This window comes from Actinokineospora baliensis (assembly GCF_016907695.1).
GTDB classification, from domain to species: Bacteria; Actinomycetota; Actinomycetes; order Mycobacteriales; family Pseudonocardiaceae; genus Actinokineospora; species Actinokineospora baliensis.
In genome coordinates this window covers 6,734,353-6,758,902 of sequence record NZ_JAFBCK010000001.1, presented here as the reverse complement: position 1 = coordinate 6,758,902, position 24,550 = coordinate 6,734,353, and the positions used below count along the sequence as shown (strand labels likewise).

General features: G+C 71.6%; 17 protein-coding genes. 14 read left to right on the top strand and 3 right to left on the bottom strand.

Going from position 1 to position 24,550, the window contains the following annotated elements; translation table 11 throughout:
* Positions 1-380: 380 nt before the first annotated feature.
* Genes JOD54_RS29915 through JOD54_RS29905 form a run of 3 tightly spaced genes read right to left on the bottom strand, consistent with a single transcriptional unit; the run spans position 381 to position 5,021 of the window.
* Positions 381-2,774, bottom strand: coding sequence for a transglutaminase TgpA family protein (locus JOD54_RS29915; RefSeq protein WP_204455293.1), 2,394 nt, complete (start codon positions 2,772-2,774; stop codon positions 381-383).
* Positions 2,771-4,036, bottom strand: coding sequence for a DUF58 domain-containing protein (locus JOD54_RS29910; RefSeq protein WP_204455292.1), 1,266 nt, complete (start codon positions 4,034-4,036; stop codon positions 2,771-2,773). The genes JOD54_RS29915 and JOD54_RS29910 overlap by 4 nt, the downstream gene beginning before the upstream one ends.
* 10 nt (positions 4,037-4,046) lie before the next feature.
* The gene (locus tag JOD54_RS29905; protein ID WP_204456821.1) at positions 4,047-5,021 is read right to left on the bottom strand and encodes an AAA family ATPase; all 975 of its coding nucleotides are present in this window, start codon (positions 5,019-5,021) and stop codon (positions 4,047-4,049) included.
* 955 nt (positions 5,022-5,976) lie between these two features.
* Between JOD54_RS29905 and mraZ the strand changes: the two genes are divergently transcribed.
* The 14 genes from mraZ to ftsZ all read left to right on the top strand — a co-directional run bounded on the left by mraZ (position 5,977) and on the right by ftsZ (position 24,535).
* A complete protein-coding gene (mraZ, locus tag JOD54_RS29900; protein WP_204455291.1) occupies positions 5,977-6,408 on the top strand; it encodes a division/cell wall cluster transcriptional repressor MraZ in 432 nt (143 codons plus the stop codon).
* A 261-nt stretch (positions 6,409-6,669) separates the two neighbouring features.
* The gene (rsmH, locus tag JOD54_RS29895) at positions 6,670-7,626 is read left to right on the top strand and encodes a 16S rRNA (cytosine(1402)-N(4))-methyltransferase RsmH (RefSeq protein WP_204455290.1); all 957 of its coding nucleotides are present in this window, start codon (positions 6,670-6,672) and stop codon (positions 7,624-7,626) included.
* Positions 7,623-9,020, top strand: a complete 1,398-nt coding sequence (ftsL, locus tag JOD54_RS29890; RefSeq protein ID WP_204455289.1) for a cell division protein FtsL — start codon at positions 7,623-7,625, stop codon at positions 9,018-9,020. Before rsmH ends, ftsL begins: the two co-directional genes overlap by 4 nt.
* Positions 9,021-9,987: 967 nt before the next feature.
* Entirely contained in the window at positions 9,988-11,841 is a 1,854-nt protein-coding gene (locus tag JOD54_RS29885; protein ID WP_204455288.1) for a peptidoglycan D,D-transpeptidase FtsI family protein, read from the top strand.
* A 271-nt stretch (positions 11,842-12,112) separates the two neighbouring features.
* A complete protein-coding gene (locus JOD54_RS29880; protein ID WP_239575758.1) occupies positions 12,113-13,708 on the top strand; it encodes a UDP-N-acetylmuramoyl-L-alanyl-D-glutamate--2,6-diaminopimelate ligase in 1,596 nt (531 codons plus the stop codon).
* Entirely contained in the window at positions 13,705-15,168 is a 1,464-nt protein-coding gene (locus tag JOD54_RS29875) for a UDP-N-acetylmuramoyl-tripeptide--D-alanyl-D-alanine ligase (protein ID WP_204455287.1), read from the top strand. Before JOD54_RS29880 ends, JOD54_RS29875 begins: the two co-directional genes overlap by 4 nt.
* Positions 15,165-16,250: a phospho-N-acetylmuramoyl-pentapeptide-transferase gene (mraY, locus tag JOD54_RS29870; protein WP_204455286.1), complete on the top strand. Its 1,086-nt coding sequence runs from the start codon at positions 15,165-15,167 to the stop codon at positions 16,248-16,250. The genes JOD54_RS29875 and mraY overlap by 4 nt, the downstream gene beginning before the upstream one ends.
* Positions 16,247-17,653, top strand: a complete 1,407-nt coding sequence (murD, locus tag JOD54_RS29865; protein ID WP_204455285.1) for a UDP-N-acetylmuramoyl-L-alanine--D-glutamate ligase — start codon at positions 16,247-16,249, stop codon at positions 17,651-17,653. Before mraY ends, murD begins: the two co-directional genes overlap by 4 nt.
* On the top strand, positions 17,653-19,119 hold the full coding sequence (gene ftsW, locus JOD54_RS29860) for a putative lipid II flippase FtsW (protein ID WP_204455284.1): 1,467 nt from the start codon (positions 17,653-17,655) through the stop codon (positions 19,117-19,119). The genes murD and ftsW overlap by 1 nt, the downstream gene beginning before the upstream one ends.
* Positions 19,116-20,246, top strand: a complete 1,131-nt coding sequence (murG, locus tag JOD54_RS29855; RefSeq protein WP_239573552.1) for an undecaprenyldiphospho-muramoylpentapeptide beta-N-acetylglucosaminyltransferase — start codon at positions 19,116-19,118, stop codon at positions 20,244-20,246. The genes ftsW and murG overlap by 4 nt, the downstream gene beginning before the upstream one ends.
* A 59-nt stretch (positions 20,247-20,305) precedes the next feature.
* On the top strand, positions 20,306-21,655 hold the full coding sequence (murC, locus tag JOD54_RS29850; protein WP_239575747.1) for a UDP-N-acetylmuramate--L-alanine ligase: 1,350 nt from the start codon (positions 20,306-20,308) through the stop codon (positions 21,653-21,655).
* On the top strand, positions 21,652-22,383 hold the full coding sequence (locus tag JOD54_RS29845; protein WP_204455283.1) for a cell division protein FtsQ/DivIB: 732 nt from the start codon (positions 21,652-21,654) through the stop codon (positions 22,381-22,383). Before murC ends, JOD54_RS29845 begins: the two co-directional genes overlap by 4 nt.
* Positions 22,384-22,444: 61 nt before the next feature.
* On the top strand, positions 22,445-22,960 hold the full coding sequence (locus tag JOD54_RS29840) for a DinB family protein (RefSeq protein WP_204455282.1): 516 nt from the start codon (positions 22,445-22,447) through the stop codon (positions 22,958-22,960).
* Positions 22,961-23,173: 213 nt separating this feature from the next.
* The gene (ftsZ, locus tag JOD54_RS29835; protein WP_204455281.1) at positions 23,174-24,535 is read left to right on the top strand and encodes a cell division protein FtsZ; all 1,362 of its coding nucleotides are present in this window, start codon (positions 23,174-23,176) and stop codon (positions 24,533-24,535) included.
* Positions 24,536-24,550: the final 15 nt, after the last annotated feature.

Here is a 24,550-nt window from a genome sequence, read left to right as displayed (position 1 = left end):
GCTGGTGCAGGGGCCCCGCGCAAAACAAGTTCGCCCCATCGAGCACACCGCACCACCACGGATCCAGCGCAATGCCGCAGGCGAGCCGACGCTGGAAGCCGCCGGTGCCAACCCAGCCCACCGAGTCAGCTCCGCTGGCCCGACCACCGCTCCCAGGAAGCCGTCCGCCTCATCGAGCACACCGGACCACCCCGGGTCCAGCGCAATGCCGAAGGCGAGCCGTTCAACCAAGATCACCCAATTCAAGCGCCCCCGATTCACATCCTACCGAGGCACACCGACAACCCAGGCGCCACAACGAGAGCCTGTGCACAACCCAGACCATTGTGGACAACTCACCGCAAGCGACAAGCCAACAAGCGACAAGTCACCGCGAGCGCCTACTCCTCCCGCCGCTTCCGCCGCGGTGCCACCACCGATCGCGGTAGCAGTCGTCCCCGCCAATCCAGTGGCGACGACTTCCGCATCCCCGCCACCACCTCATCGAACGCCCGCGACAGCTCCGGGTCCCGTTCCGAGCGCCCTCCGTACCAAGACCGCTCCACCGAGTTCACCACCGTCCGCAGCGCCTGCTTGCTCCCCTCATCAAGGGAGTGCTCTTTCGCCAAGCGCCGAGCAGCAGTCCGAACCGTGTCCGTGTCCGACGTTTCCGCGCCTCGATCCCACGATTCCGCCATCAGCTCCGTCCACGCCGCCGTTGCGCCGTCGTCGGTTTCGGTTATGGCGGATCGTCGTTGGCGGCGGTGCAGGTCTCGCACCGCGGCGGGAACAGCGGATAGGGCCAGGACCACCAGGAGCGCGCTGAGCCACCAAGAAATCAGCGACAGCAAGAACACGCCAGCCAGCAAACCCGCCACGAGGGCGAAGGTGCGCGCCGACGAAACCCGGCGGGCGATCATCAGGCCTGCCAGGAGGATCGCGACGAGGGCCAGGCCGATCCCGGCCCACGCCTGCCACGGCCACGCCTGGTCGCCCTGGTTCTGCTGGCCGAGGTTGCCCGCCTGCTGGTCCGGGTCGGGGCGGTCGCTGCGGGGGGCGGCCGTGGTGGAGGCCGTGCCGCTCGGGACCGTTTCGCGGGTGTTGCTGGTGGACGGGCTGGTGCTGGTGTCGGCGCTGACGTACGGGGGGTCGTAGGTGCGGCCGTCGGCCAGGGGGGTGGGGTCGAAGGTGACCCAGCCCTGGCCGGGGAAGAAGACCTCGACCCAGGCGTGGGCGTCCTGGGTGGTGATGGAGCGGTAGTCACCCGACAGGAAGCCCGCCGTGTAGCCGATGGCCACCCGCGACGGCAGGCCAGCGGCCCTGGCGAGGATGGCCATGGCGGAGGCGTACTGCTCGCAGAAGCCGGTCTTGGAGTTGAACAGGAACTCCTTGAGGGCGTCCTCGTCGCTGGTGAGCGCCGTCTGGGTCTTGTACTGGAACCCGTTGGACGTGTCGAAGTGCTTCTTGAGGGCCATCGCCTTGTCGAACGGCGACGCCTGGCCGTTGGTGATCAGCTTGGCCAGGGTCACCACCTCCGGGTCGATGCCCTCGGCGGTCAGGTACCCCGGATCGATCTCGTCGTAGTCCTCGCCCGCCTGCCGCAGCGCGTCGGCGGTGGGCTCGCTCAGGTCGGCGTCCTCGACGTAGCGGTCCAGCTTGCGCATGGTGTGCGAGAACACCATGCCGCCCGCCTGGTCGTAGAACATGCCGTCCGGCAGGTCGCGCAGGTTGCGGGGCGTGCCGTAGATCGGCGCCCACAGGTCCTGGTAGTTGATCGGCTCGATCTCGATCCGGGTCTCCTGGCCGCCGCCGCGGTCACCGGGCGCCGGGGGCATGCCAAGACCGGCCGGGACGTCGCTGGGCAGCGCGTCGGCGGCGACCCAGCCGCCGTTGCGGTCGTAGCGGGGCAGGGTGATCGCCCGCAGGTAGCGGCTCTCGTTGCCCAGGCCGCGCACCCGCAGCAATTCGGTGTTGTTGCCCTGGTCGAGCATCCCGCGCAGCTTCGTGAACGGCTTCAGGGCCAGACCACCGCCGCTGCCGCCGCCGTTGCCGCCGCCGGGCAGGCTGCCGACCGTGCCGATGCCGGTGATCAGCACGCCCGCGAGCAGGCCAAGCACCAGCGCCGAGGACACCATCGCGACCGGCGACCCGAACCCGGTGCCCGTGCTGGGCAGCGCGGGCCGGTTGCGCCACAGCCGGTGCCGGTGCGTCCCGTCCACGGCCAGCAGCACCGCGAACGAACTCGCGCCGAGCACGAACGACCACCAGGGCAGCAGTTCGTCGGCCAGCGAGGCGGGCACCGCGTACACGCACAGCAGCACCAGCCCGCACGCCGCCGGGGCACCCGCGGCCACCGCCAGGGTGTCCACCAGCACCGCCACCAGCCCGATCGCGATCACGACCAGGCACAGCACCGGTCTCGTCTCGGCCACCGGCGGCACACCCGTGCGCACCGCCTCCACCGAGTCGCCCAGCACCGCGCCCAGGTCGCCCAACGCCTCCGGGCCGGGGAAGATCCCCAGGACCCCGCTGTCGGTGAACAGCGCGACCAGCAGCATCAGCAGCGAGAACAGCTGCGCGAGCCCCACCACCAGCGTCGGCGCGCGCATCGCCCGCAGCCCGAGGCCCACCGCGGTCACCACGATCACCGCGACACCCGCGTGCCCGAGCCAGCGGGCCCCGGAGATCACCCCGGACAGCGCGGTCGAGGCGCACAACGTGGTGATCGCCGCGACCACCGGGGTGACCGTGGTCGACCACTGCGCCTGCGGTGTCTGCGGTGGCTGCTCGCTCATGTCCCGGCTCCCGCGATCATCGTGTCCCCGCGCCGGTTCCCCGTCCGGCAGACGCCCGCCCACACCTGGGTCATCGGCGCGTCCGGCCGGGCGATCGTCACGCCCCACCCGGCGCCGCTGAGCAGGGTCGCCGCGGCCGTCGGGTCCACGTCCGGGCCCTCGCCCGAGCCCCAGGCCGCGGTGTCGAGCAGCACCGCGAGGCTGCGCGTGCCCCGGGTGCGGTAGCGGATCAGCCTGCTGACCGACTCCGGTGTCGCCGCGCCGAGGACCGCGATCAGCTCCTGGCCGTGACCGGGGTCGGCCGGGCAGGAGATGTCGCGCTGGTGCACCGGCTGCAGCGCGGCCAGCGCGTCGAGCACCGCGTCGTCGCTGTGCGCGCCGTCGCCCGCGTCGCTGACCAGGATGCCGCCGGTCTCGGTGACCAGCCGGATCTGGTGGCCGTGGCGGTGCAGGTGCACGCAGACGCTGGCCGCGAACGACACCGCCCACTCCAGGCTCGACCCGGCGCCGGTGCCGCGGTGCCCGCTGACCCGGCGGTCCAGCAGCACGGTCGTGCCGCCCCGCCAGGGGCTCTCCTCGACCCGCACCATCATCTCGTCGCGCTTGGCCGTCGAGCGCCAGTGCACCTTCCGCAGGTCGTCGCCCTGCCGGTACGGCCGCACCACGGCGTCGTCCTCGCCCTGGCCCGCGTTGAGCCGCACCGACCCGTCGTCGCCGGAGCCCAGGCCGGACCCGCCGGGCACCCCGGCCAGCCGCACCACCCTGGGCACCACGACCAGCCGCGACGAGCCCGCCAGTTCGCGCTCGAACTCGGCCAGGCCGAACGGGTCGGTGATGGTCGCCTTCAGCGGGCCGATCTGCTGGATGCCGCGCAGCATCGGCTGCAGCGTGTAGCGCAGTTGCGTCCCGGTGTGGCGGGGCAGGTGTTCGATGAGGAACCTCGGCTTGCCGCCGAGCGCGTAGGGCACGCCGTCGGAGACGAGCAGCCCGACCGTGGGCAGCCTGCCCGTGCTGCGGACGGTCAGCGCCACCTCGGTGCGACCCCCCACCGGGACCCGCACAGGAAATATGTGCCGCTGGGCGTGCAGGCCGACCCGCGACACCGCGGTCAGCACGCACACCAGCAGCGGCAGTGCCACCACGAACACCGACACGCGCATCAGGTCGCGCTCGTTGAGCACGATCGAGCACAACGCGGCGGCGAGCCCGGCCGCGATCAGGCACCGTCCTCGGGTGGTCAGACCCGACAGGGCTCCGCGCATCCGATGACCCCTAGCGCCCGCGGTTCCCGGTCCACTGCGCGCCACCCACGTCCGGGGTCGCCTGCGGCACCGGTACCCGCTGCAGCAGGCCGCGGATCAGCTCAGCGGGGGAGCGGCGCGAGGCCTGCGCCTCGGGGGTCAGCACCAGCCGGTGCGCCAGCACCGGGACGGCCACCACGTGCAGGTCGTCGGGCACGACGAAGTCGCGGCCGGAGAGCGCGGCCTGGGCCCGGGCGGCCCGCACCAGGTGCAGCGTGGAGCGCGGCGAGGCGCCGATGCGGATCTCCGAGAGCCGCCGGGTCGCCGAGACCAGCTCCACCGCGTACCGGCGGACCTCCTGGGCGATCTGCACCGAGCGCACCGACTCGATCAACCCGCGCACCTGGTCGGCGTCGGACACCGGGCGCAGCGTGGCCCACACGTCGTGGCCCGCGTGCTCGTCGACCATGGCCAGCTCGGCCTGCGGGTCCGGGTAGCCGATCGACACCCGCGCGGTGAACCGGTCGCGCTGGGCCTCGGGCAGGGCGTAAGTGCCCTCCATCTCGATCGGGTTCTGCGTGGCGATCACCATGAACGGCGAGTCCAGCCGGTAGGTGTTGCCGTCGACGGTGACCTGGTGCTCCTCCATGCACTCCAGCAGTGAGGACTGGGTCTTCGGCGAGGCGCGGTTGATCTCGTCGCCGACCACGATGTTGGCGAAGACCGGGCCGGGCCGGAACTCGAACTCGTTGGTCTGCCGGTTGAAGATGGAGACGCCGGTCACATCGCTGGGCAGCAGGTCCGGGGTGAACTGGATGCGGCTGACCGAGCAGTCGATCGAGCGCGCCAGCGCCTTGGCCAGCGAGGTCTTGCCGACCCCCGGCACGTCCTCGACCAGCAGGTGCCCCTCGGCGAGCAGGGTGACCAGCGCGATGCGCACCACCTCCGGCTTGCCGACCAGCACCCGCTCCACGTTCTGCGCGATGCGCTGCGCGGTGGCGTGCAGGTCGTCGAAGCGGCCGGGTTGGCGCTGCTGCTGACCGGGGTGGCCCTGCTCGTGCTGCGGACCGGGACCGACCTGCGAGCTCTGCCCGACCTGGGGCCCGTGGTTGGCGGGGGCGCCCGGCTGGGCCGGGTACGCCCCGTTCTGCCCCGCGAACGGCTCGCCGCCCGGTGCTCCGTACGGGTTGCCCGGCAGTGCGGCATGCGGGGTGCTCGACGTCACGCGACCTCCTGGTGTTCCTCGGCGGCAGTCCGCTCCCGCCGCCGCCGGAGCCCGGCGCGGTCGGGACGGCGCGCGGCGGCCCGCCCCCACGTGCCCGCCCGCCACGCCGACGTGGCCGCGACAGCCTGCCATGGAGTGTGTCAAACGAGGGCGAAGTACCCAACGGTTCGACCTGGCCAACCCGACCGGTGCACGTGGCCACGCCCGATCTGGGCCAAGGATAGGCCGCCGCGGCCGGTGGTGACCGGCGTTCCGCGCGGCCGCGCCCGCCGATGTGGATCTTGTCACGGGCCGGTGCGCGTGGGCGGGCCGGGCGGTGCCGATCCGCCGGGTGGACCCACCGCCCGCCCCGGCGTTGACGCTGGGTGATCGACCGGCGACGGCCCGAGCGTTACCCGAATGGGTGAGTCCTCGGCGTGCCCCCACCAGGCCCCACCGGTGCGCCCCTGAGTCCCCCACCGCACCCCACATATGGCGTTGACATGCGGTTCGGGCCGCAATCGGTGGCCGATTTGTCCCTTTCTCGGTCGGTTTCGCGCTCGGCGGGCCGCAGTGGCCCCCCACCACCCCCCACGGTGGCCCCAGCGGCTCTAGCTGCGGAAACGCGGATTGCCCCGGTCTGAATCCCGCGCGATTCGCGTTGACTGTGGTGAAAAGTGGGGTACTGTGGCGCCAAGTGGGGCAGACGGGGGCTCCATGGCCGATCCGATCGGTTCGGTGGGGAGGTGGGTGTCGGATGTTCCTCGGCACGCACACCCCGAGGCTCGACGACAAAGGGCGGCTCACACTGCCCGCCAAGTTCCGGGAAGCGCTCGCGGGTGGGTTGATGGTCACGAAGGGTCAGGATCACTGCCTCTACGTGTTCCCACGCGCGGAGTTCGAGGAGATGGCACGCAAGGTCGCCGCGGCCCCCCTGACGAACGAGGCGGTTCGCGCCTACCAGCGGTACCTGTTCGCCGGAACCGACGAGCAGCGACCCGACGGGCAGGGGCGGATCGCGGTCGCGCCGGAGTTGCGCAAGTACGCGGGACTCACCAAGGACTGCGTGGTCATCGGCGCGATCACCAGGCTGGAGATCTGGGACGCCCAGGCGTGGCAGACCTACCTGGACGAACACGAGGACAGCTACTCCCAGGCCAGGGAGGAGGTCCTGCCCGGCGTGTTCTGACGTGGGACGTGGAACGCGGGTGCCGTGAGGCCTCGGTCCGCTCGCCTTCGGCCCTGACACACCTTCCCCGGTGCCAGGTCCGACGAGCGGGCGGGGACCTGGCGGCACCCGGTCGCGTTCCGGGGCGTGTGTGCCCCGGGACGGGTGGTGCGGAGAGGGGTGGGTTGCCATGGCGGCGCGGCGCGCGTCCGGTGGGTCTGGTCGCGTGCGGAGCTCTGGTCGCCGGTGTGTGGCCCGTGTGTGTGAAGCAGGGGTGAGCTGGTGACCGACCGCCCCCGCCACGACCCCGTGCTGCTGGAGCGGGTGCTGGAGTTGCTGCACCCCGCGCTGGCCGACCGCCCGGCTGTCCTGGTCGACGCCACCCTCGGCCTCGGTGGCCATTCCGACGCGCTGCTGTCGGCGCACCCCCAGCTCACCCTGGTCGGCCTCGACCGCGACCCCAACGCGCTCGCCCTCGCCGGTGAGCGGCTGGCCCGCCACGGCGATCGCGTGCACCTCGTGCACACCGTCTACGACGGACTCCCCGACGCCCTGGTCGACCTGGGACTGTCGCGTGTGGATGGCGTGCTGTTCGACCTCGGCGTGTCCTCCATGCAGCTCGACGTCGCCGAGCGCGGCTTCGCCTACGCCAAGGACGCGCCGCTGGACATGCGCATGGACCAGACCACCGGTCCGACCGCCGCCGACGTGCTCAACGGGTACTCCACCGCCGACCTGGCCAGGGTGCTGCGCGAGTACGGCGAGGAGCGCTTCGCGGGCCGCATCGCCAGGGCCGTGGTCGCCGAGCGCGACCGCGAACCGTTCACCACCAGTGCCCGCCTCGTGGAGCTGCTCTACGACGCGGTGCCCGCCGCGAGCAGGCGCACCGGTGGCCACCCGGCCAAGCGCACCTTCCAGGCGCTGCGCATCGAGGTCAACGCTGAACTGGACGTCCTGCGCCGCGCCGTGCCCGCCGCCTTGGCGGCGCTGGCCGTCGGCGGCCGGATCGTCGTCGAGGCCTACCAGTCGCTCGAGGACCGGATCGTCAAGCGCGCCATCACCGACCTGGCGAGGTCGACCGCGCCGCACGGCCTCCCGGTGGAGCTGCCCGAACACGCACCCCAGCTGCGCCTGCTCACCCGCGGCGCCGAGGTGGCCGACGAGACCGAGGTCGCCGCCAACCCCCGCGCGCAGTCGGTCCGACTCCGCGCAGCCGAACGCGTCCGGGAGGCCCCATGACCGCCCCACCGAGCAGTACCGGCCGCCTGCCCACCCAGTCCCGCCGCCCCGAGGGCCACAGCCCCACCGACACCGACCCGGTCGGCGACACCGCAGCGCCGGACGCCGGCCTGGTTGGCGGCACCGCGGTGCCTTCCACCGCACGTCGCCCACGGCGTCGCACGGGGGAGCGCCTCACCGCTGGGACCGGCGCAGGCCTGGCTGGCGACACCGCCGCGCCAGAGACAGCACGCCGTCGGGCCGCCGGGCACAGCGAGGTTGGCGACACGGCCGCGCCGGAGTCTGGGCGTCGTCCTCGGCGGCGGGCTGGTGGTGATGGTGCGGAGGGTACGGAGAACCGGGCTCGCCGGGCCGCTCGGCGGGCGGGTGACGAGCGTGTTGCCGAGTCTCGGCGGCGGTCGACCGGTGCCGCCGACGCGGCGGCGACTGCCAGCCGGTCCGCGGTTCCTGCCAAGGGCACGGCGTCTGGGCGGCCGACGGCCTCCGGCCGGGCCACGGTCACGGGCAGGCCCAGCAGGTCCAGTGGCCCCACTGCCTCCGGCACGCCCGCGGCAGGTGGCAGGGCCACCGCGACCGGGCGGCCGACGGCCTCCGGCAAGGCGACGGCGACCAGCAAGTCCGCCCGGGCCGGGATGGCGACCGCTACCCCGGTCGGCGAGACCGACCTCCTCGAAACCCCCACCAAGCCGCGTCGCGGTGCCGCGCAGCGCCCGCGCACTCCCGCCGCTGAACGCGCCTACGCTCGGCGCGCCCAGCGCGATGGCGTTCGCCCCCACACCTCCTCCGCGGCCGCACCCACCGAAGCGGCCGCCTCCGGTCGTGCGTCGTTTGTGGTCCTGATCATCGCCCTGTTGGCCGTCGGCGTGGCCGCCACCCTGTGGCTGACCACCCAGGCCGTCGCCGACTCGTTCCAGCTGGAGATCGCCAAGCGGGAGACCGCCCGCCTCGCGGAGGAAGCCGCCCAACTCCAGCAGGACGTCACGCACCAGGAGGCCGCACCCGCCCTAGCTGAGCGCGCCCGCGCCCTCGGCATGGTGCCCGCGGGCGACGCCGCCTGGCTGCGCCTCAAGCCCGACGGCACCGTGGAACTCGTCGGCACCCCCAAGCCCGCTGTGGCCCCCGCGCCAGCCCCGCCCACCGCCGACCCGGCAGCGCCCCCAGCGGCCGACCCGGCCACCGCGGGCCAGACAACGGGTGGTCAGACGGGCCAACCCACGACGGGCCAGACCGGTCAAGCCGACGCGGGCCAGCAGGCAACGGTCCCCCCGGCGGCGGGCCAAGCGGCCACTCCCCAACAGCCAGGCCCCAACCAACCCCGCATCGACACCGGCGGCGGCCAGACCGCCGAAGGCGCCGACCCGGCCACCGCCCACCCCGCAGGTGGCGGTGGCTGATGCTCGCCCGCCGCTCGGCGACCCAGGGTCCGGGATCCCCCCGACCCCGGTGCCGTCGGGCCCGGCGACCTGACTCTGCGTACCCGCCCGATCGCCGAACCAGCCCGACCCCGCCCCCCGTCAGCTGCCCAGCCTGTGCTGGCCGAGAGGCCGTCAACCGCCGCGACTACCGGATGGTTGTGGCTGATGGCCCAGCTCGCGCAGGCCGCGGCGGGGCAGTGTGGGGAATCGCTGCGGGCGCGGGCCCCGAGTCGGAGAACGGTTGGTGCGTGGTGGGAGTGCGGGACGGCGGGGGCGGCATTGGGCGAGAGGCTGTTGAGCGCCGCGGTTACCGGTTGGTCGTGGCGGACGGGCCAGCCCGGGGTGGGCTTGAGCGCGCGGTCGGGGCCGTGTGGGGACTCAATCGGTGTGCGGCAGACAGGTGTGGGGGCGGCGTGGGGCGAGAGGCCGCTGGGCGCCGCGTCTTCCGGCTGGTTGTGGCTGACGGCCCAGCTTGTGTGGGCCACGCCGGGGGAGGACGAGAGCGCGCGAACAGGGCCGTGTGGGGAACCTTGGGAAGCACTGGCCTTGCTCGGGGAGTCCCCATGCGCGGCGACCGGGTGAGGAGTTGTGGGGGAGGGCGGGGCGGGCTGGTGGCTCCGGTGGGACTAGTGGGAATGGCGGGCAGGGGACTGTGAGCGACGGGCGGGGACGGGCGGGTGGGGGGTATGGGCACGCCCCTCAGGGGCGTGGTGGGGCTGGTGGGGAGCATCGGCGTCGGGTGTCCAGTTCTGGTGTGGGGAATGTGCGCCGAGGCGGGGGCAACGGCGGCGGGGGTGGCGGTCGGCCGGTGACCGGTGGGGGGCAGCGCGGGGGTGGGCGTGCGTCGGGGGCGCATGGTTCGGGGGGGAGCACGTCGGGGGGAGGAAAGGGCAAGGCCGCGGGGAGGCCGAAGGGGCCGTGGCGGGAGGGGATCTCGCCGGGGCGGATGCGGCGGGTGACCAAGCGGGCGGCGGGGACCGACCACCGGGTGCGGGTGGTGGTGGTGCGGTTCGTGCTGATCGCCTCGCTGGTGGCGGCTGGGCTCAAGCTCGTCCAGGTGCAGGGGTTCGAGGCCGAGGCGTTGGCGGCGCGGGCGGAGAAGCAGCGCCGGGAGACGCTGCCGATCCCGGCCACGCGGGGGTCCATTGTGGACCGCAACGGGGTTGAGCTGGCGTTCAGCGTCGAGGTGAAGGCGCTGGCCTACCGGCCCGCCGCGCAGCGCAAGCTGCTCGCCGACGAGGCGGCCAAGTCGCAGGCGAAGAACGTGGTGACCTTCGACGAGGAGACCGCCTCGATCGCCTCGGACATGGCCAGGATCCTGGGTACCCGGGTGTCCGAGGCGACCCTGCTGGCCAAGCTGCGCTCCGAGGACAAGTTCGTCTACCTCGACGACGAGGTGGAGCCCGCCAAGGCCAGGGAACTGGTGAAGCTGCACCCCTCGCTCAACGTGGAGGACCGGGCCAAGCGCGAGTACCCCGGGGGTTCGCTGGCGGCCAACGTGCTCGGTTTCGCGAACTGGCGCACCGACGACCCGGACCCCAAGAGGCACAGCCTGCACGGGCTGTTCGGCTTGGAGGGCCTGCGCGACTACGAGCTCGCGGGCAAGGCGGGCAGCCAGAAGGTCGAGACCGCCAGCGGCACCGATGTGGTGATCGCGGGGTCCGGCACCAACCTGCAGCCCGCGGTGGACGGCACCGACGTCGAGTTGACCATCGACGCCGACCTGCAGTACTTCGTGCAGCAGAAGGCGGCCGAGTACGGCAAGCGCAGCCAGGCCAAGAGCGTCAGCGTCGTGGTGATGGACGCCAAGACCGGCGAGATCTACGCCTTGGCCAACGACAAGACCTTCGACCCGAACGCGCCGGGCGGGCTGGACCCCAAGCTGCTCAACGACCGCTCGGTGACCACGCCCTACGAGCCGGGGTCGGTCAACAAGATCGTCACCGCGATGGCGGCCATCGAGTACGGGATCACCACCCCGGAGGCCGTGCACTCGGTGCCGGGGTGGATCCAGGTCGCCGACCGCAGGGTCGACGACGCCTGGCCGCACGGCCGGATCTCGATGACGACCACCGGCATCTTCGCCAAGTCCTCCAACGTGGGCACGTTGATGCTGGCCGACGAGGTGGGCCAGGACCGCTACGCCGCGCTGCTGGACAAGCTCGGCATCGGCAAGCGCACCGGCGTCGGCCTGCCGGGGGAGAGCCCCGGCAAGGTGCTGCCGCGCAACCAGTGGTCGGGCAGCACCTTCGGCAACCTGCCCATCGGTCAGGGCCTGTCGATGACGGTGCTGCAGATGGCCGGGATGTACCAGGCCATCGCCAACGACGGGGTCCGGGTGCCGCCCAGGGTCGTGCGGGCGAAGATCGCCCCGGACGGGACGCGGGTGGAGGAGCCGCGACCGGATCCGGTGCGCGTGGTGAGCCCGGAGACCGCCCGCACGACGCGCGACATGCTGCGCGCCGTGGTGCAGAAGGGCAGCAACGGCAACAGCGGCACCGCGCCCGCCGCGGCGCTGACCGGTTACCAGATCTCCGGCAAGACGGGCACCGCGCAGCAGTACGACCAGGCGGCTGGCCGCTACAGCGACTCCAAGTACTGGATCACCTTCGCCGGGATCCTGCCCGCTGACTCGCCCCGGTTCGTGGTGGGCATGGTCTACGACACGCCCGCCTATTCCACTCCGGACGGTCACTCGGCCGCCCCGTTCTTCCACGACGTGGCCTCGTTCCTGACCCAGCGGTACTCGATCCCGCTGTCGCCGGAGCCCGCTCCGGTGGTGCCGCTGGTCGAGCCGTGACCGGGCCCGGCGTCCGCTGAGGACGGTGCGCGTGAGCGGGCCCGGCCACCGCCGGGACCCGCCGCTGGACAGGACGTCGAAGGCGCGCCAAGCGCGCTGATGCGAGATGAACACATGTTCGACTGTACGCCGGTTCGAGGGCTTGTGACCTGGGAAAATAATGACCACCTGATCGTGTGATGACGGGCGCTGGACCGGGGTGGCGCGATCACGGTGCGCTCATCTACCGCATCCCGCCCGGGTCCCGCGATCGAGGGGCCGCGTGGTCGCCCTGCGTGCGCAGGTAGCCTTCCGCGACGTGCCCGCCAAGCTCGAAGGCAAGGCTGTCACAGCGCCGCCTCGCCCCACCCGGATCCAGCCCGTTCCGCTCGCCACGTTGGTCGCGCGCGGAGATGTGCGGCTGTCGGCTGGGGACACCACTTCGGACGCGGTGTCCGATGTGGTCGTCACGGGCGCGACGCTGCGCGCACAGCACGTCCTTCCCGGAGACCTGTTCGCCGCGCTGCCCGGCGCCCGCGCGCACGGCGCCGACTTCGCCGCCCAGGCGATCGCCGCCGGGGCCGTCGCGGTCCTGACCGATGCCGTGGGCGCGCAACGACCCGCCGTGCGCGATTCCGGCGTACCGGTGCTCGTGCACCCGGACCCCCGCGCCGCGCTCGGGCCCCTGGCCGCGTGGATCTACGGGGAGCCGTCGTTGGCGCTGAGCGTGCTCGGCGTGACGGGGACCTCGGGGAAGACCACCACCAGCCACCTCGTCGAGTCGGGGCTGGCCGCCGCGGGCTTGACCACCGGGTTGATCGGCACCGTCGAGACCCGCATCGCGGGCAACCGGCTCGCCAGCGCGTTCACCACGCCGGAGGCGCCGGACCTGCAGGCCCTGCTGGCGGTCATGGTCGAGCGCGGGGTCACCCACGTGCCGATGGAGGTCTCCAGCCACGCGCTGAGCCTGGGCCGGGTGGCGGGCACGCGCTTCGCGGTGGGCGCCTTCACCAACCTCTCGCAGGACCACCTGGACTTCCACCCCGACATGGAGGACTACTTCCAGGCGAAGGCCCTGCTGTTCGACGGTCGTTCGACGGCCGAGGTGGTGTGCGTCGACCAGGACTGGGGGCGCCGGTTGGTCACCGGGAGCACCGTGACCGTGTCGACCACCGGCGAAGCCGATTGGACCGCGTCGAACGTGCGGGTCTCCCTCAGCGGCGAGCAGACTTTCGTCATCCACGCCCCCGTAGGCGCCCGGGTCGAGGCGACCCTGCCGATGCCGGGCACCTTCAACGTCGCCAACGCGCTCGTCGCCGCTGCCATCCTGGACAAGGCGGGTATCCCGATCGAGGCCATCGTCGAGGGGTTCGCCACGGTTCGGGTTCCCGGCCGCATGGAGCGGGTGGCGTTGGGGCAGGACTTCACCGCGGTGGTCGACTACTCGCACAAGCCCGAGGCCGTCGCGCTCGCCTTGGACGCGATGCGGGCGCGTACGGAGGGCCGCGTGATCGTAGTGCTCGGTTGCGGTGGCGACCGTGACACCGCCAAGCGCCCGCTTATGGGCGAAGCCGCCGCGCGACGCAGCGATCTCTTGGTCGTGACCGACGACAACCCCCGAAGCGAGGACCCCGCGACCATCCGCGCGGCGATGCTCGCGGGCGCTACCGGGGTACCGGCCGCCGAGCGCGGCGAGGTGGTGGACATCGGTGACCGCAGGCGTGCGATCGCCACCGCCGTGGCCAACGCGCGGTCTGGGGACGTAGTGGTGATCGCGGGTAAGGGCCACGAGACCGGCCAAGAGGTGGCGGGCGTGGTTCACCCCTTCTCCGACCGCGACGAGCTCGCCGCGGCCATCCGCGAGCGACTGGGCACGGTGGCTGAATGATCACATTGACCCTGCGGGAGATCGCTGACGCCGTCGGCGGCACGCTGCACCAGGCCGACCCGGAGGCGACGGTCACCGGGACCGTCGAGTTCGACTCCCGCGAGGTCACCCCGGGTGGGCTGTTCATCGCCTTGCCCGGCGACAAGGTCGACGGTCACGACTTCGCCGCTAGGGCGATCGACTCCGGCGCGGTCGCCGTTCTCGCCGCGCGGGAGATCGACGCGCCTTCGGTGATCGTGCCCCCGGTGTCCGAGGCCCACACGCGGTCGGTAGCGCTCACCGGCGACAAGGACGGTTCCGGTGCCGCGGTCCTCGCGGCTCTTGCCCGTCTTGCCCGCTATGTCGCCGACAAGCTCGCTGCGACCGGGCTGACGATCGTCGGCGTCACGGGTTCTTCGGGTAAGACCTCGACCAAGGACCTCATCGCCCAGGTGCTGGCGCCACTCGGCCCCACAGTCGCTCCTCCAGGGTCGTTCAACAACGAACTCGGCCACCCCTGGACCGTGCTGCGCGCCGACGAGCAGACCAAGCACCTCGTGTTGGAGTTGTCCGCGCGCGGGCCGGGCCACATCGCGGCCCTGTGCGACACCGCTCCGCCACGCATCGGTGCTGTGCTCAACGTCGGGACCGCGCACCTAGGCGAGTTCGGCAGCCGCGAAGACATCGTACGCACTAAGGGCGAGCTGGTGGAGAAGCTGCCCGAAGACGGCGTCGCGATCCTGAACGCAGACGATCCGCTCGTGGCTGCGATGGCTTCTCGCACCAAGGCGCGAGTGGTGTTCGTAGGCGAGACGGAGTCCGCGCACGTGCGTGCCGTCGACATCGACCTCGACGATCAGGCGCGCGCCAGCTTCGTGCTGCGCACCGCCCAGGGCGAGGCGCGAGTGTCTCTAGGCCTGCACGGGCCGCACCACGTGGGCAACGCTCTTACCGCCGCCGCTGTCGCTCTTGAGATGGGCTCGACGGTCCAAGAGGTGGCGGACAGCCTCACCGACGCGCAGCGGGTTTCCGCGCGCCGGATGGAGGTCACGACCCGACCTGACGGCGTCACCGTCGTGAACGACGCCTTCAACGCCAACCCCGAGTCGATGCGCGCCGCGCTCAAGACGTTGGCCACGATGGCCAGGGCAGGCAACCGCCGCCGGTCCTGGGCCGTCCTCGGGGTGATGGGTGAGCTTGGCGACGAGTCCGTGCGGGCGCACGACGAGATCGGCAGGCTCGCCGTTCGACTGGACATCAACCGCTTGGTGGTCATCGGCGAGCAGGCTCGCGCGATGCACCAGGGGGCGAGCCTGGAGGGCTCGTGGGGAGAGGAGTCGGTGCTGGTGCCGGACGTCGATGCCGCGGTGGCGCTCTTGCGCGCCGAACTGGCTCCCGGTGACGTGGTGCTCGTGAAGGCGTCGAAGGCGGCCGCCCTGTGGCGGGTGGCCGAGGCGCTGCTGGCGGAGGACGCCCGGTGAAGAGCATCCTGATCGCCGCGGCGATCGCCATGGTCATCTCGATCCTGCTGACCCCGTACCTGATCCGGGTCTTCTCCCGGCAGGGCTTCGGGCAGGAGATCCGCGAAGAGGGCCCCGAGGGCCACAAGAGCAAGCGCGGCACGCCCACCATGGGCGGCGTGGCGATCATCATCGCCATGTGGGCCGGGTACGGCACCTCGCACATCGTCAACGCCTGGTCCGGGCGCGGTGATTCGCCCACCGCCTCCGGCCTGCTGGTGCTGATGCTGGCCACCGGGCTCGGCCTGGTCGGCTTCCTCGACGACTTCATCAAGATCCGCAAGCAGCGCAACCTCGGCCTGAACAAGACCGCCAAGCTGGTCGGCCAGTTGGTCGTGGCCATCGCGTTCGCGATCCTGGCGCTGCGCTTCCCCGACGAGCGGCAGCTGACCCCGGCCTCGGACAACCTCTCGTTCGTCCGCGACATCACCATCGTGTCCTTCGGCGGGATCGGCTTCATCGTCTTCTGCTACCTGGCGGTGTCGGCCTGGTCGAACGCGGTGAACTTCACCGACGGCCTCGACGGCCTCGCCGGTGGGTCCTCGGCGATGGTCATGGGCACCTACGTGGTGATCTCGTTCTGGCAGTTCAGCCACGACTGCTCGCGGGTCGCCGAGCCCGCCTGCTTCGACGTGCGCGACCCGCTCGACCTGGCGATCGTGGCCGCGGCGGCGATGGGCGCCTGCATCGGCTTCCTGTGGTGGAACGCCGCACCGGCGAAGATCTTCATGGGCGACACCGGCTCGCTGGCGCTCGGCGGCCTGGTCGCGGGCCTGTCCATGGCCACCCGCACCGAGTTGCTGATGATCGTGATCTCCGGCCTGTTCGTGGTCGAGATGGTCTCGGTGGTGCTGCAGATCGCGATCTTCCGCACGACCAGGCGGCGGTTGTTCCGGATGGCGCCCTTCCACCACCACTTCGAGTTGGCTGGCTGGGCGGAGACCACGGTCATCATCCGGTTCTGGCTGCTCGCGGGGGTGTGCGCGATGTTCGGCCTCGGCCTGTTCTACGCCGACTGGCTCGCGCTCGGTGGCGGGGTGTGACCGGGACCTTCGCGGGCCTGGTCACCGGCCGCGTGCTGGTGGCGGGCGCCGGGGTCACCGGGCGGTCGGTCGCGAGCGCGCTGGTGGCGATGGGCGCGGAGGTCACGGTCACCGACGGCAACGCCGAACGGTTGGCCGAACTGGCCGACACAGGTGCCACGCTGGTGCCCGGGCTGGTGGAGCCACCTGAGGGGACCTCCCTCGTGGTGACCAGCCCTGGGTGGAAGCCCACGAGCCCGCTGTTGGCGGCTGCGGTGGCCGCGGGAATCGACGTCGTCGGCGAGGTCGAGCTGGCGTGGTGGATGTCCGAGCGGTTGCCGGACCCGCCCACGTGGCTCGTGGTGACCGGCACCAACGGCAAGACCACCACCGTGGGCATGCTCGCGGAGATCTTGCGCGCCGATGGGCACAACGCGATCGCCTGCGGCAACGTGGGTCTTACCGTGATCGATGCCATCCGAGCTGGGCACACCGTGCTCGCTGTAGAGCTCTCAAGCTTCCAGTTGCACTGGCAGAGCTCTATGCGCGCGCACGCCGCTGCCGTGCTCAACCTCGCAGAGGACCACCTCGACTGGCACGGCTCTATGGAGGAGTACGCCAAGGCCAAGGGCCGGGCCTACACGGGAGCCAAGGTCGTGGTCCGCAACGTCGCCGACGAGTGGTCGACGGCGTTGGCGGCCGAGCACGGGGGCACCCAGGTCGGGTTCGGCCTAGGCGTGCCTCGTCCAGGTGAACTTGGCTTGGTCGAAGACCTCTTGGTGGACCGGGCGTTCGTGGCGGACCCGGCCGCTCAGGCGGAGGAACTGGCTGAGCTCGCGGACCTCAACGTGCTCGGTTCGCACAACGTCTCCAATGCCCTGGCGGCCGCCGCGCTCGCCCGCGCTCACGGCGTGTCACCTGACGCCGTTCGCGCTGGCCTACGCGCGTTCCAACCGGGTGCACATAGAGCCGTTCACCTCGGTGAGTTCAACGGCGTCTCCTACATCAACGACTCCAAGGCCACGAACCCACACGCGGCCGCGGGCTCACTGCTCTCGTTCGAGTCCGTGGTGTGGATCGCCGGTGGTCTGCTCAAAGGCGCGACCGTGGATCAGCTGGTCGAGACGGCTGTCGGGCGGCTGCGCGGCGTCGTGCTGCTGGGTGCCGAAGCCGAGGTGTTCGCGGCCTCGCTGGCGCGACACGCCCCGGATGTCCCCGTCCGGCGGGTGGCCCCGGGAGACCATGAGCCCATGATCGCAGCGGTCCGCGCGGCGGGTGCAATGGCACGTTCGGGTGACGTCGTGCTGCTCGCGCCCGCTGCCGCCTCCATGGACATGTTCCGCGACTACGCCCACCGCGGCGACGCCTTCGCGGCGGCGGTCGCCCAGGTCGGCGAGGACGACGGCGCTACCGGGGTGCGGTGATGGCCGCCCCCGGGACGACCACCGCCGTCAGTCCGGCCGCCCGGCCGCGACGGGCCCCCGGGCGGGTCCACGCCGTCCGGTCCGCGCTCACCGCGTGGCTGGGCCGCCCGCTGGCGTCGTTCCACCTCGTGCTGGCCGTGTTCAGCCTGCTCACGGTGCTCGGCCTGGTGATGGTCCTGTCGGCGTCGTCCGTGGTCTCGCTCAACACCCCCGGATCCGGGCTCTACACGGTTTTCAAGAAGCAGCTGCTCTATGTCCTCATCGGCGCGGTGCTGTTCTGGATAGGGCTACGCGTTCCCCTTGAGCGCATCCGGGCCCTCAGCCCCACCGCGCTCGCGATCAGCATCTTGCTGCTGATCGCGGTTCTTACGCCGTTGGGCAGCACGCTCAACGGCACGCAGAGCTGGTTCAAGTTCGGCCCCTTCTCGTTCCAGCCCGTCGAGGTGTGCAAGGTCGCGTTGGCGCTGTGGGGCGCGCACGTACTGGTCCTCAAGAGAGCGGTTCTCCACAGGTACCGCCACTTGCTGGTGCCTGTCGTACCTGTCGCGTTGCTGATGTTCGCGCTGGTCATGCTGCAGCCCGACCTGGGCGGCACGATCACCCTGGGCGTAGTCCTCATCGCGCTGCTCTGGTTCGCCGGGGCACCTATGCGGCTCTTCGGCGCCCTAGCCCTCGGTGGCCTTGCTGGTGTTGCCCTCCTGGCAGTGGGCACCAACTACCGCCTTGTGCGCGTGCTGAGCTTCCTAAGCCCCGAAGAGGACATCAAGGGCACCAGCTACCAGGCGTTGCAGGCCAAGCTCGCGCTCGCTGACGGTGGGTTCTTCGGCAGGGGCTTGGGCCAAGGGTCGTCCAAGTACAGCTACCTGCCCAACGTGCACAACGACTTCATCTTCGCGCTCATAGGCGACGAGCTCGGTTTCCTGGGCTGCGGTCTGGTGCTGGGCCTTTTCGCGATGCTCGCGGTAGTGGGCATGCGGATCGCGACCCGCAACATCGACCCCTGGGTCCGGATGGTCGCCGCCACGCTCACCGTGTGGCTGGTCGCCCAGGCAGCGATCAACATCGGCTACGTCGTCGGGATCCTCCCGGTCACCGGCATCACGTTGCCGCTGATCTCCTCGGGTGGCACCTCGGTCGTGGTCACCATGCTGGTGTTCGGCATCCTCGCCAACTGCGCGCGCCACGAGCCGGAAGCCGTGTCGGCACTACGCTCACAGGGCCCCGGCAGGTTCGGCAAGCTGATGAAGCTGACCGCGCCCGAGCCGTACAAGCCGCCCAAGAAGCGCAAGCCCGCTCGGCCCACCACGCCGCCTAGAGGCACCTCGCAGCGGCGGGGCGTACCGCAGGCGGAACCGCGTAAGCGCGCGCCGGAGCGACAGGGATACCCACGGGCGGGCGGTGCGGCCCTTGCCCGGCAGAAGACAAGCCGCGGTACGCCGCGGAACGCTAAAGGAGGACGTCGTTGACCGTTGGTCCCACCGGTGCCAGTCAGCCCACCCGCACGGGTCCGTGCGTGGTGATCGCGGGGGGTGGCACTGCCGGGCACATCGAGCCCGCGCTGGCGCTGGCCGACGCGGTCATGCGGCTGCGCCCGGACGCCCGTGTCGTCGCCCTGGGGACCGAGCGCGGCTTGGAGAAGACCATCGTCCCCGCGCGCGGGTACCCGCTGGAGATGATCCCGCCGGTCCCCATGCCCCGTAAGCCCAACGTCGACCTGCTGAAGCTGCCGCTCAAGGTGCGCTCTGCGGTCAAGACCACCCGCGAGGTCCTCGAGCGGGTGGGCGCAGATGTGGTCGTCGGCTTCGGCGGCTATGTCGCCCTCCCGGCGTACCTCGCCGCGCGCGGCCGCGTGCCGATCGTGGTGCACGACTCCAACGCCAAGGTCGGCCTGGCCAACAAGGTCGGCGCGCGCTTCGCCGAGCGGGTCGCGGTCGCTGTGGACGACTCCGGCCTGCCCAGCGCCGAGATCATCGGGATCCCGCTGCGCGAGTCGATCATCAACCTCGACCGGGCCGCGTTGCGGGCCAAGGCGCGCGAGTTCTTCGGCCTCGACCCGCACGCCCCGACCCTGCTTGTGTTCGGTGGCTCTCAAGGCGCCCGCTCGATCAACAACGCCGTGTCCGGCGCCGCGAGGCAGTTGGCCGACGCGGGCATCGGGGTCCTGCACGCGCACGGCCCCAAGAACACCCTCGCTGTGCAGTCGGTGCCGGGAGCACCGCCCTACGTCGCCGTGCCGTACCTAGAGCGGATGGACCTCGCCTACGCGGCCGCCGACGCGGCGCTGTGCCGTTGCGGTGCCATGACCGTGGCCGAGGTGTCCGCAGTAGGCCTTCCTGCCGTTTACGTGCCGCTGCCCATCGGCAACGGCGAGCAGGCTCTTAACGCGCGCCCGGTGGTCAACAACGGGGGCGCCTTCCTCGTCGACGACGCCGACCTCACCCCGGCCAAGGTCGCGGAACTGGTCATCCCGATGCTGACCGACCCGCGCCGCCTGGCCTCCATGAGCACGGCGGCCCAGGGCACCGGGCACCGCGAGGCCGCGGACGTGCTCGCCCGCATGGTCCTCGACGCGGCGCACAAGGGCGTGTCGTGAGCGGCTCCGTGACGGGTCCGCTCGAACGCGCGCACCTGATCGGGATCGGTGGGGCCGGGATGAGCGGGATCGCCCGCATCCTGCTGGCCAGGGGCGCCGCGGTGTCGGGATCCGACGCCAAGGAGACCCGCACGTTCCTGACCTTGCGCGCCCAGGGTGCGCGGATCGCGGTGGGGCAGGTCGCGGAGAACCTCGACCTGCTCCCCGGTGGGCCCACCGCGGTCGTCGTGTCCACGGCGATCAAGGACACCAACCCCGAGTTGGTCGAGGCCCGGCGGCGCGGGCTGACCGTGCTGCACCGCTCGCAGGCCCTGGCGGAGCTGATGGTGGGCCACCGCGTCGCGTGCGTCGCGGGAACCCACGGCAAGACCTCGACCACGTCGATGCTCACCGTGGCGCTGCAGCACTGCAGGCTCGACCCGTCGTTCGCCATCGGCGGCGACCTCAATGAGTCCGGTGCCAACGCCCACCACGGCACCGGCGGCAGCTTCGTCGCCGAGGCGGACGAGAGCGACGGGTCGTTCCTGGTCTTCTCCCCGTCGGTGGCCGTGGTGACCAACGTGGAGGCCGACCACCTGGACCACCACGGAACCGTCGAGGCCTATGTGGCGGTCTTCGACGCCTTCCTGGACCGGATCACCCCTGGTGGCGTGCTCATCGCCTGCGCGGACGACCCCGGTGCCGCAGCGCTCGCCGAGCGCGCTCAGGCCAAGGGGATCCGCGTAAGGCGATACGGCCGACTGGCGACCGCGCCCGAGGACGCCACCCTCGTCGACTACCGCCCAGCGGACGGTGGCGGTCACGCCAGCCTCACCCTGGGCGGGCAAGAGATCCAGCTCGGGGTCGCGGTGCCTGGCGAGCACATGGCCGGTAACGCCATCGCGGCCCTGCTAGCAGGTCTAGAGCTGGGTGCGCCGCTGGCGGAGTTGGGCGAAGGTATCGCCGCCTTCGGTGGGGTGCGTAGGCGCTTCGAGTACAAGGGCACCGCTGCGGGCGTGCGCGTCTATGACGACTACGCCCACCACCCCACCGAGGTCGACGCGCAGCTGCGAGCGGTGCGTCCCGCCGCGGCTGGCGGCCGGGTAGTGGTGGTGTTCCAGCCACACATGTACTCGCGGACCGAGACCTTCGCGACTGAGTTCGGCGCGGCCCTTGGCCTGGCTGACGAGGTCGTGGTGCTCGACGTGTTCGGCGCCCGCGAAGAGCCCAAGCCCGGCGTCAGCGGTCACCTCGTCGCGGACGCGATCCCGCTTCCCCCGGAGCGGGTGCACTACGAGCCCGCGTTCGACCGCGTCCCGGATCTGGTCGCGAGCCTGGTCAAGGCGGGCGACCTGGTGCTGACCATGGGCGCGGGCGACGTGACCATGCTCGGACCAGAGGTGCTCGTCGCCTTGGAGCGCCTGTCATGACCCGCACCGTCCCCGGCGGACGCCCCAGGCGCAGGCCCAGGGGTGCCAAGCGGCCCGCGCGCAGGCGCGTGGACCGCCGCTTCCTCGTCCGCCGGTGGACGGTGCTCGGCTCGATGCTCGGGATCACCGGGTTGGTGGTGCTCGTCTTCTTCACCCCGGTGCTCGGCGCCAACAGCGTCGAGGTCACCGGCATCAAGGACCTCACAGCCGACGAGGTGCGCGCCGCCGCCGCCATCGAACCCGGCACCCCCCTGGCCCGCCTGGACTCCGACGGGATCGCCGAACGGGTTCGCCAGCTGCCCAGGGTGGGAGCCGTCGACGTGCGCCGGTCCTTCCCGGCCACCGTCGAACTCGTTATCACCGAGCGCACGCCGGTGGCGGTGGTCGTCCGCGACGATGGCGCGCACCTGCTCGACGCGAGCGGCGTCGACTACGGGACGATCAAGGCGGCCCCGCCCGGCCTGCCCACCCTCGACGCGAGCGGCGAGTTCGCCACCAAGGCGGCCACCACGGTGCTCGCGGCGATCCCGAAGCAGCTGAGCGAGATGGTGGTGTCGGTCACCGCCCGCACCCCCACCGACGTCCGGCTCACCCTCGCCGACCAGCGCGTCGTCAAGTGGGGCGACTCGGGCAACGTCGGGCACAAAGCGGCCGTGCTCGGCGCGCTGCTGACCCAGAAGGGCAAGACCTTCGACGTGGCCGCCCCGGACTTCCCCACAATCTCCTGAGTTGTCCACAGGGGACGCAAATGCCGTGCGCGCGCGTGCCGCGGTCCACCACACTGCGCACATGACCGACACCCCAGTCAACGACCCCCGGGTCGAGCCCCCGTACCAGGGCGACGAACGTGAACTGTTGTCCGCGTTCTTGGACTACCTGCGCGCCACGATCGCGTTCAAGTCCGAGGGATTGTCCGAAGCGGACACTCACCGCTCGGTGCTGCCATCACCGCTGATGACTGTCGCGGGTCTCCTCTCTCACCTCCGCTGGGTGGAGGCCTACTGGTTCGAGGTGGCTCTCAGCGGCCAACCCAACAGGGCGCCCTATAGCGCCGAGCGCCCCGACGGGGAGTTCGAGATCGCCGCGAACCTCACGACGGCCGAGTTGCTCGCCGACTACGCCCAGCAGTGCGAACGCAGTCGGGAAGTCACCGCGGGCCTGGCGCTCGACGACACGGTGGCGTTCCGCGACGGCAAGCAGCTCAGCCTGCGCTGGGTGCTCATCCACATGATCGAGGAGACCGGTCGGCACGCGGGCCACCTCGACGTGATCCGCGAATTCCTCGACGGTGCCACCGGCGAGTGAACCGGGTGCCCGCACGGTCGGTGACCAACAACCGGGAGCCCGCACGGCGTGGCGGCTGGATCGCGGCCAGTCCTATGCCTACCTTCCTTGCCAGGTCCGGGGTTGACATCACTCTCACTCTCTGGTTGAGGTCGAGGGTTCCCGGGCCGGGCACCCGCACTGATCTCGACCCGTGAAGACGACCAGCTGAAGACGACAAGGAAGGCGGCTTCGATGACGCCCCCGCACAACTACCTCGCCGTGATAAAGGTCGTCGGCATCGGTGGCGGCGGCGTGAACGCCGTCAACCGGATGATCGAGGTCGGTCTCAAGGGTGTCGAGTTCATCGCGGTGAACACCGACGCGCAGGCGCTGCTGATGTCCGACGCCGACGTCAAGCTCGACATCGGCCGGGAACTGACCAGGGGCCTCGGCGCGGGCGCCAACCCCGAGGTCGGGCACAAGGCCGCCGAGGACCACCGCGAGGAGATCGAGGAGGTCCTCAAGGGGGCCGACATGGTCTTCGTGACCGCGGGTGAGGGCGGCGGCACCGGCACCGGCGGCGCCCCCGTCGTGGCCTCGATCGCCCGCAAGCTCGGCGCGCTCACCATCGGCGTGGTCACCCGCCCGTTCTCCTTCGAGGGCAAGCGGCGGGCCAGGCAGGCCGAGGACGGCATCACCGAGCTGCGCAACGAGTGCGACACGCTCATCGTGATCCCCAACGACCGGCTGCTGCAGCTCGGCGACGTCGGCGTGAGCCTGATGGACGCCTTCCGCTCCGCGGACGAGGTGCTGCTCTCCGGTGTCCAGGGCATCACCGACCTGATCACCACCCCCGGTCTGATCAACCTGGACTTCGCCGACGTCAAGAGCGTCATGTCCGGCGCGGGCAGCGCGCTGATGGGCATCGGCTCGGCGCGCGGCGAGGGCCGGGCGGTGACCGCGGCGGAGAAGGCGATCAACTCGCCGCTGCTCGAGGCGTCCATGGACGGCGCGCACGGCGTGCTGCTGGCCATCGCGGGCGGCTCCGACCTGGGCCTGTTCGAGATCAACGAGTCCGCGTCGCTGGTGCAGGAGGCCGCCCACCCGGAGGCCAACATCATCTTCGGCACGGTGATCGACGACTCGCTCGGCGACGAGGTCAGGGTGACCGTCATCGCTGCGGGCTTCGACAGCGGCGGCCCGACGCACAAGAAGCTGGACCCGACGGCGTTCGGCACCAAGGGCAGCGCCCAGAACACGGTGTCCGCGCAGTCCGGGCAGGTCGCCACCCAGCAGCACCAGCCGGTCCCGCAGCCCGAGCCGACCCCGGCGCCGGTGGCGTTGCCGGAGCAGGGTTACCAGCAGCAGGTCCAGCACCAGCAGCCCGTGCACCAGCAGCCGGTCCACCAGCAGGCGGTGCACCAGCAGCCCGCCCAGCAGCAGCCCGTGCACCAGCAGGCGCCGACCTACCGGCAGGACTACACCCAGGGCAGCGTGGCCGCCCAGCCCATGCCCAGTGTGCGGGCCAGCCAGGGCGGCGTGGCAGGCCGGGCCGTCCCGGTCACCGAGGACCCCGACGACGAGGTGGACGTGCCGCCGTTCATGCGGCGGTAGCTCCACCCGCCACCC

Bases quoted from the DNA above. Each gene is read 5' to 3' on its own strand.
- murC (WP_239575747.1), top strand. From the start codon at position 20,306: ATGAGCGGGATCGCCCGCATCCTGCTGGCCAGGGGCGCCGCGGTGTCG.
- JOD54_RS29845 (WP_204455283.1), top strand. From the start codon at position 21,652: ATGACCCGCACCGTCCCCGGCGGACGCCCCAGGCGCAGGCCCAGGGGT.
- ftsW (WP_204455284.1), top strand. From the start codon at position 17,653: ATGGCCGCCCCCGGGACGACCACCGCCGTCAGTCCGGCCGCCCGGCCG.
- JOD54_RS29840 (WP_204455282.1), top strand. From the start codon at position 22,445: ATGACCGACACCCCAGTCAACGACCCCCGGGTCGAGCCCCCGTACCAG.
- JOD54_RS29915 (WP_204455293.1), bottom strand. From the start codon at position 2,774: ATGAGCGAGCAGCCACCGCAGACACCGCAGGCGCAGTGGTCGACCACG.
- mraZ (WP_204455291.1), top strand. From the start codon at position 5,977: ATGTTCCTCGGCACGCACACCCCGAGGCTCGACGACAAAGGGCGGCTC.
- JOD54_RS29910 (WP_204455292.1), bottom strand. From the start codon at position 4,036: ATGCGCGGAGCCCTGTCGGGTCTGACCACCCGAGGACGGTGCCTGATC.
- ftsZ (WP_204455281.1), top strand. From the start codon at position 23,174: ATGACGCCCCCGCACAACTACCTCGCCGTGATAAAGGTCGTCGGCATC.
- JOD54_RS29875 (WP_204455287.1), top strand. From the start codon at position 13,705: ATGATCACATTGACCCTGCGGGAGATCGCTGACGCCGTCGGCGGCACG.
- ftsL (WP_204455289.1), top strand. From the start codon at position 7,623: ATGACCGCCCCACCGAGCAGTACCGGCCGCCTGCCCACCCAGTCCCGC.
- JOD54_RS29885 (WP_204455288.1), top strand. From the start codon at position 9,988: ATGCGGCGGGTGACCAAGCGGGCGGCGGGGACCGACCACCGGGTGCGG.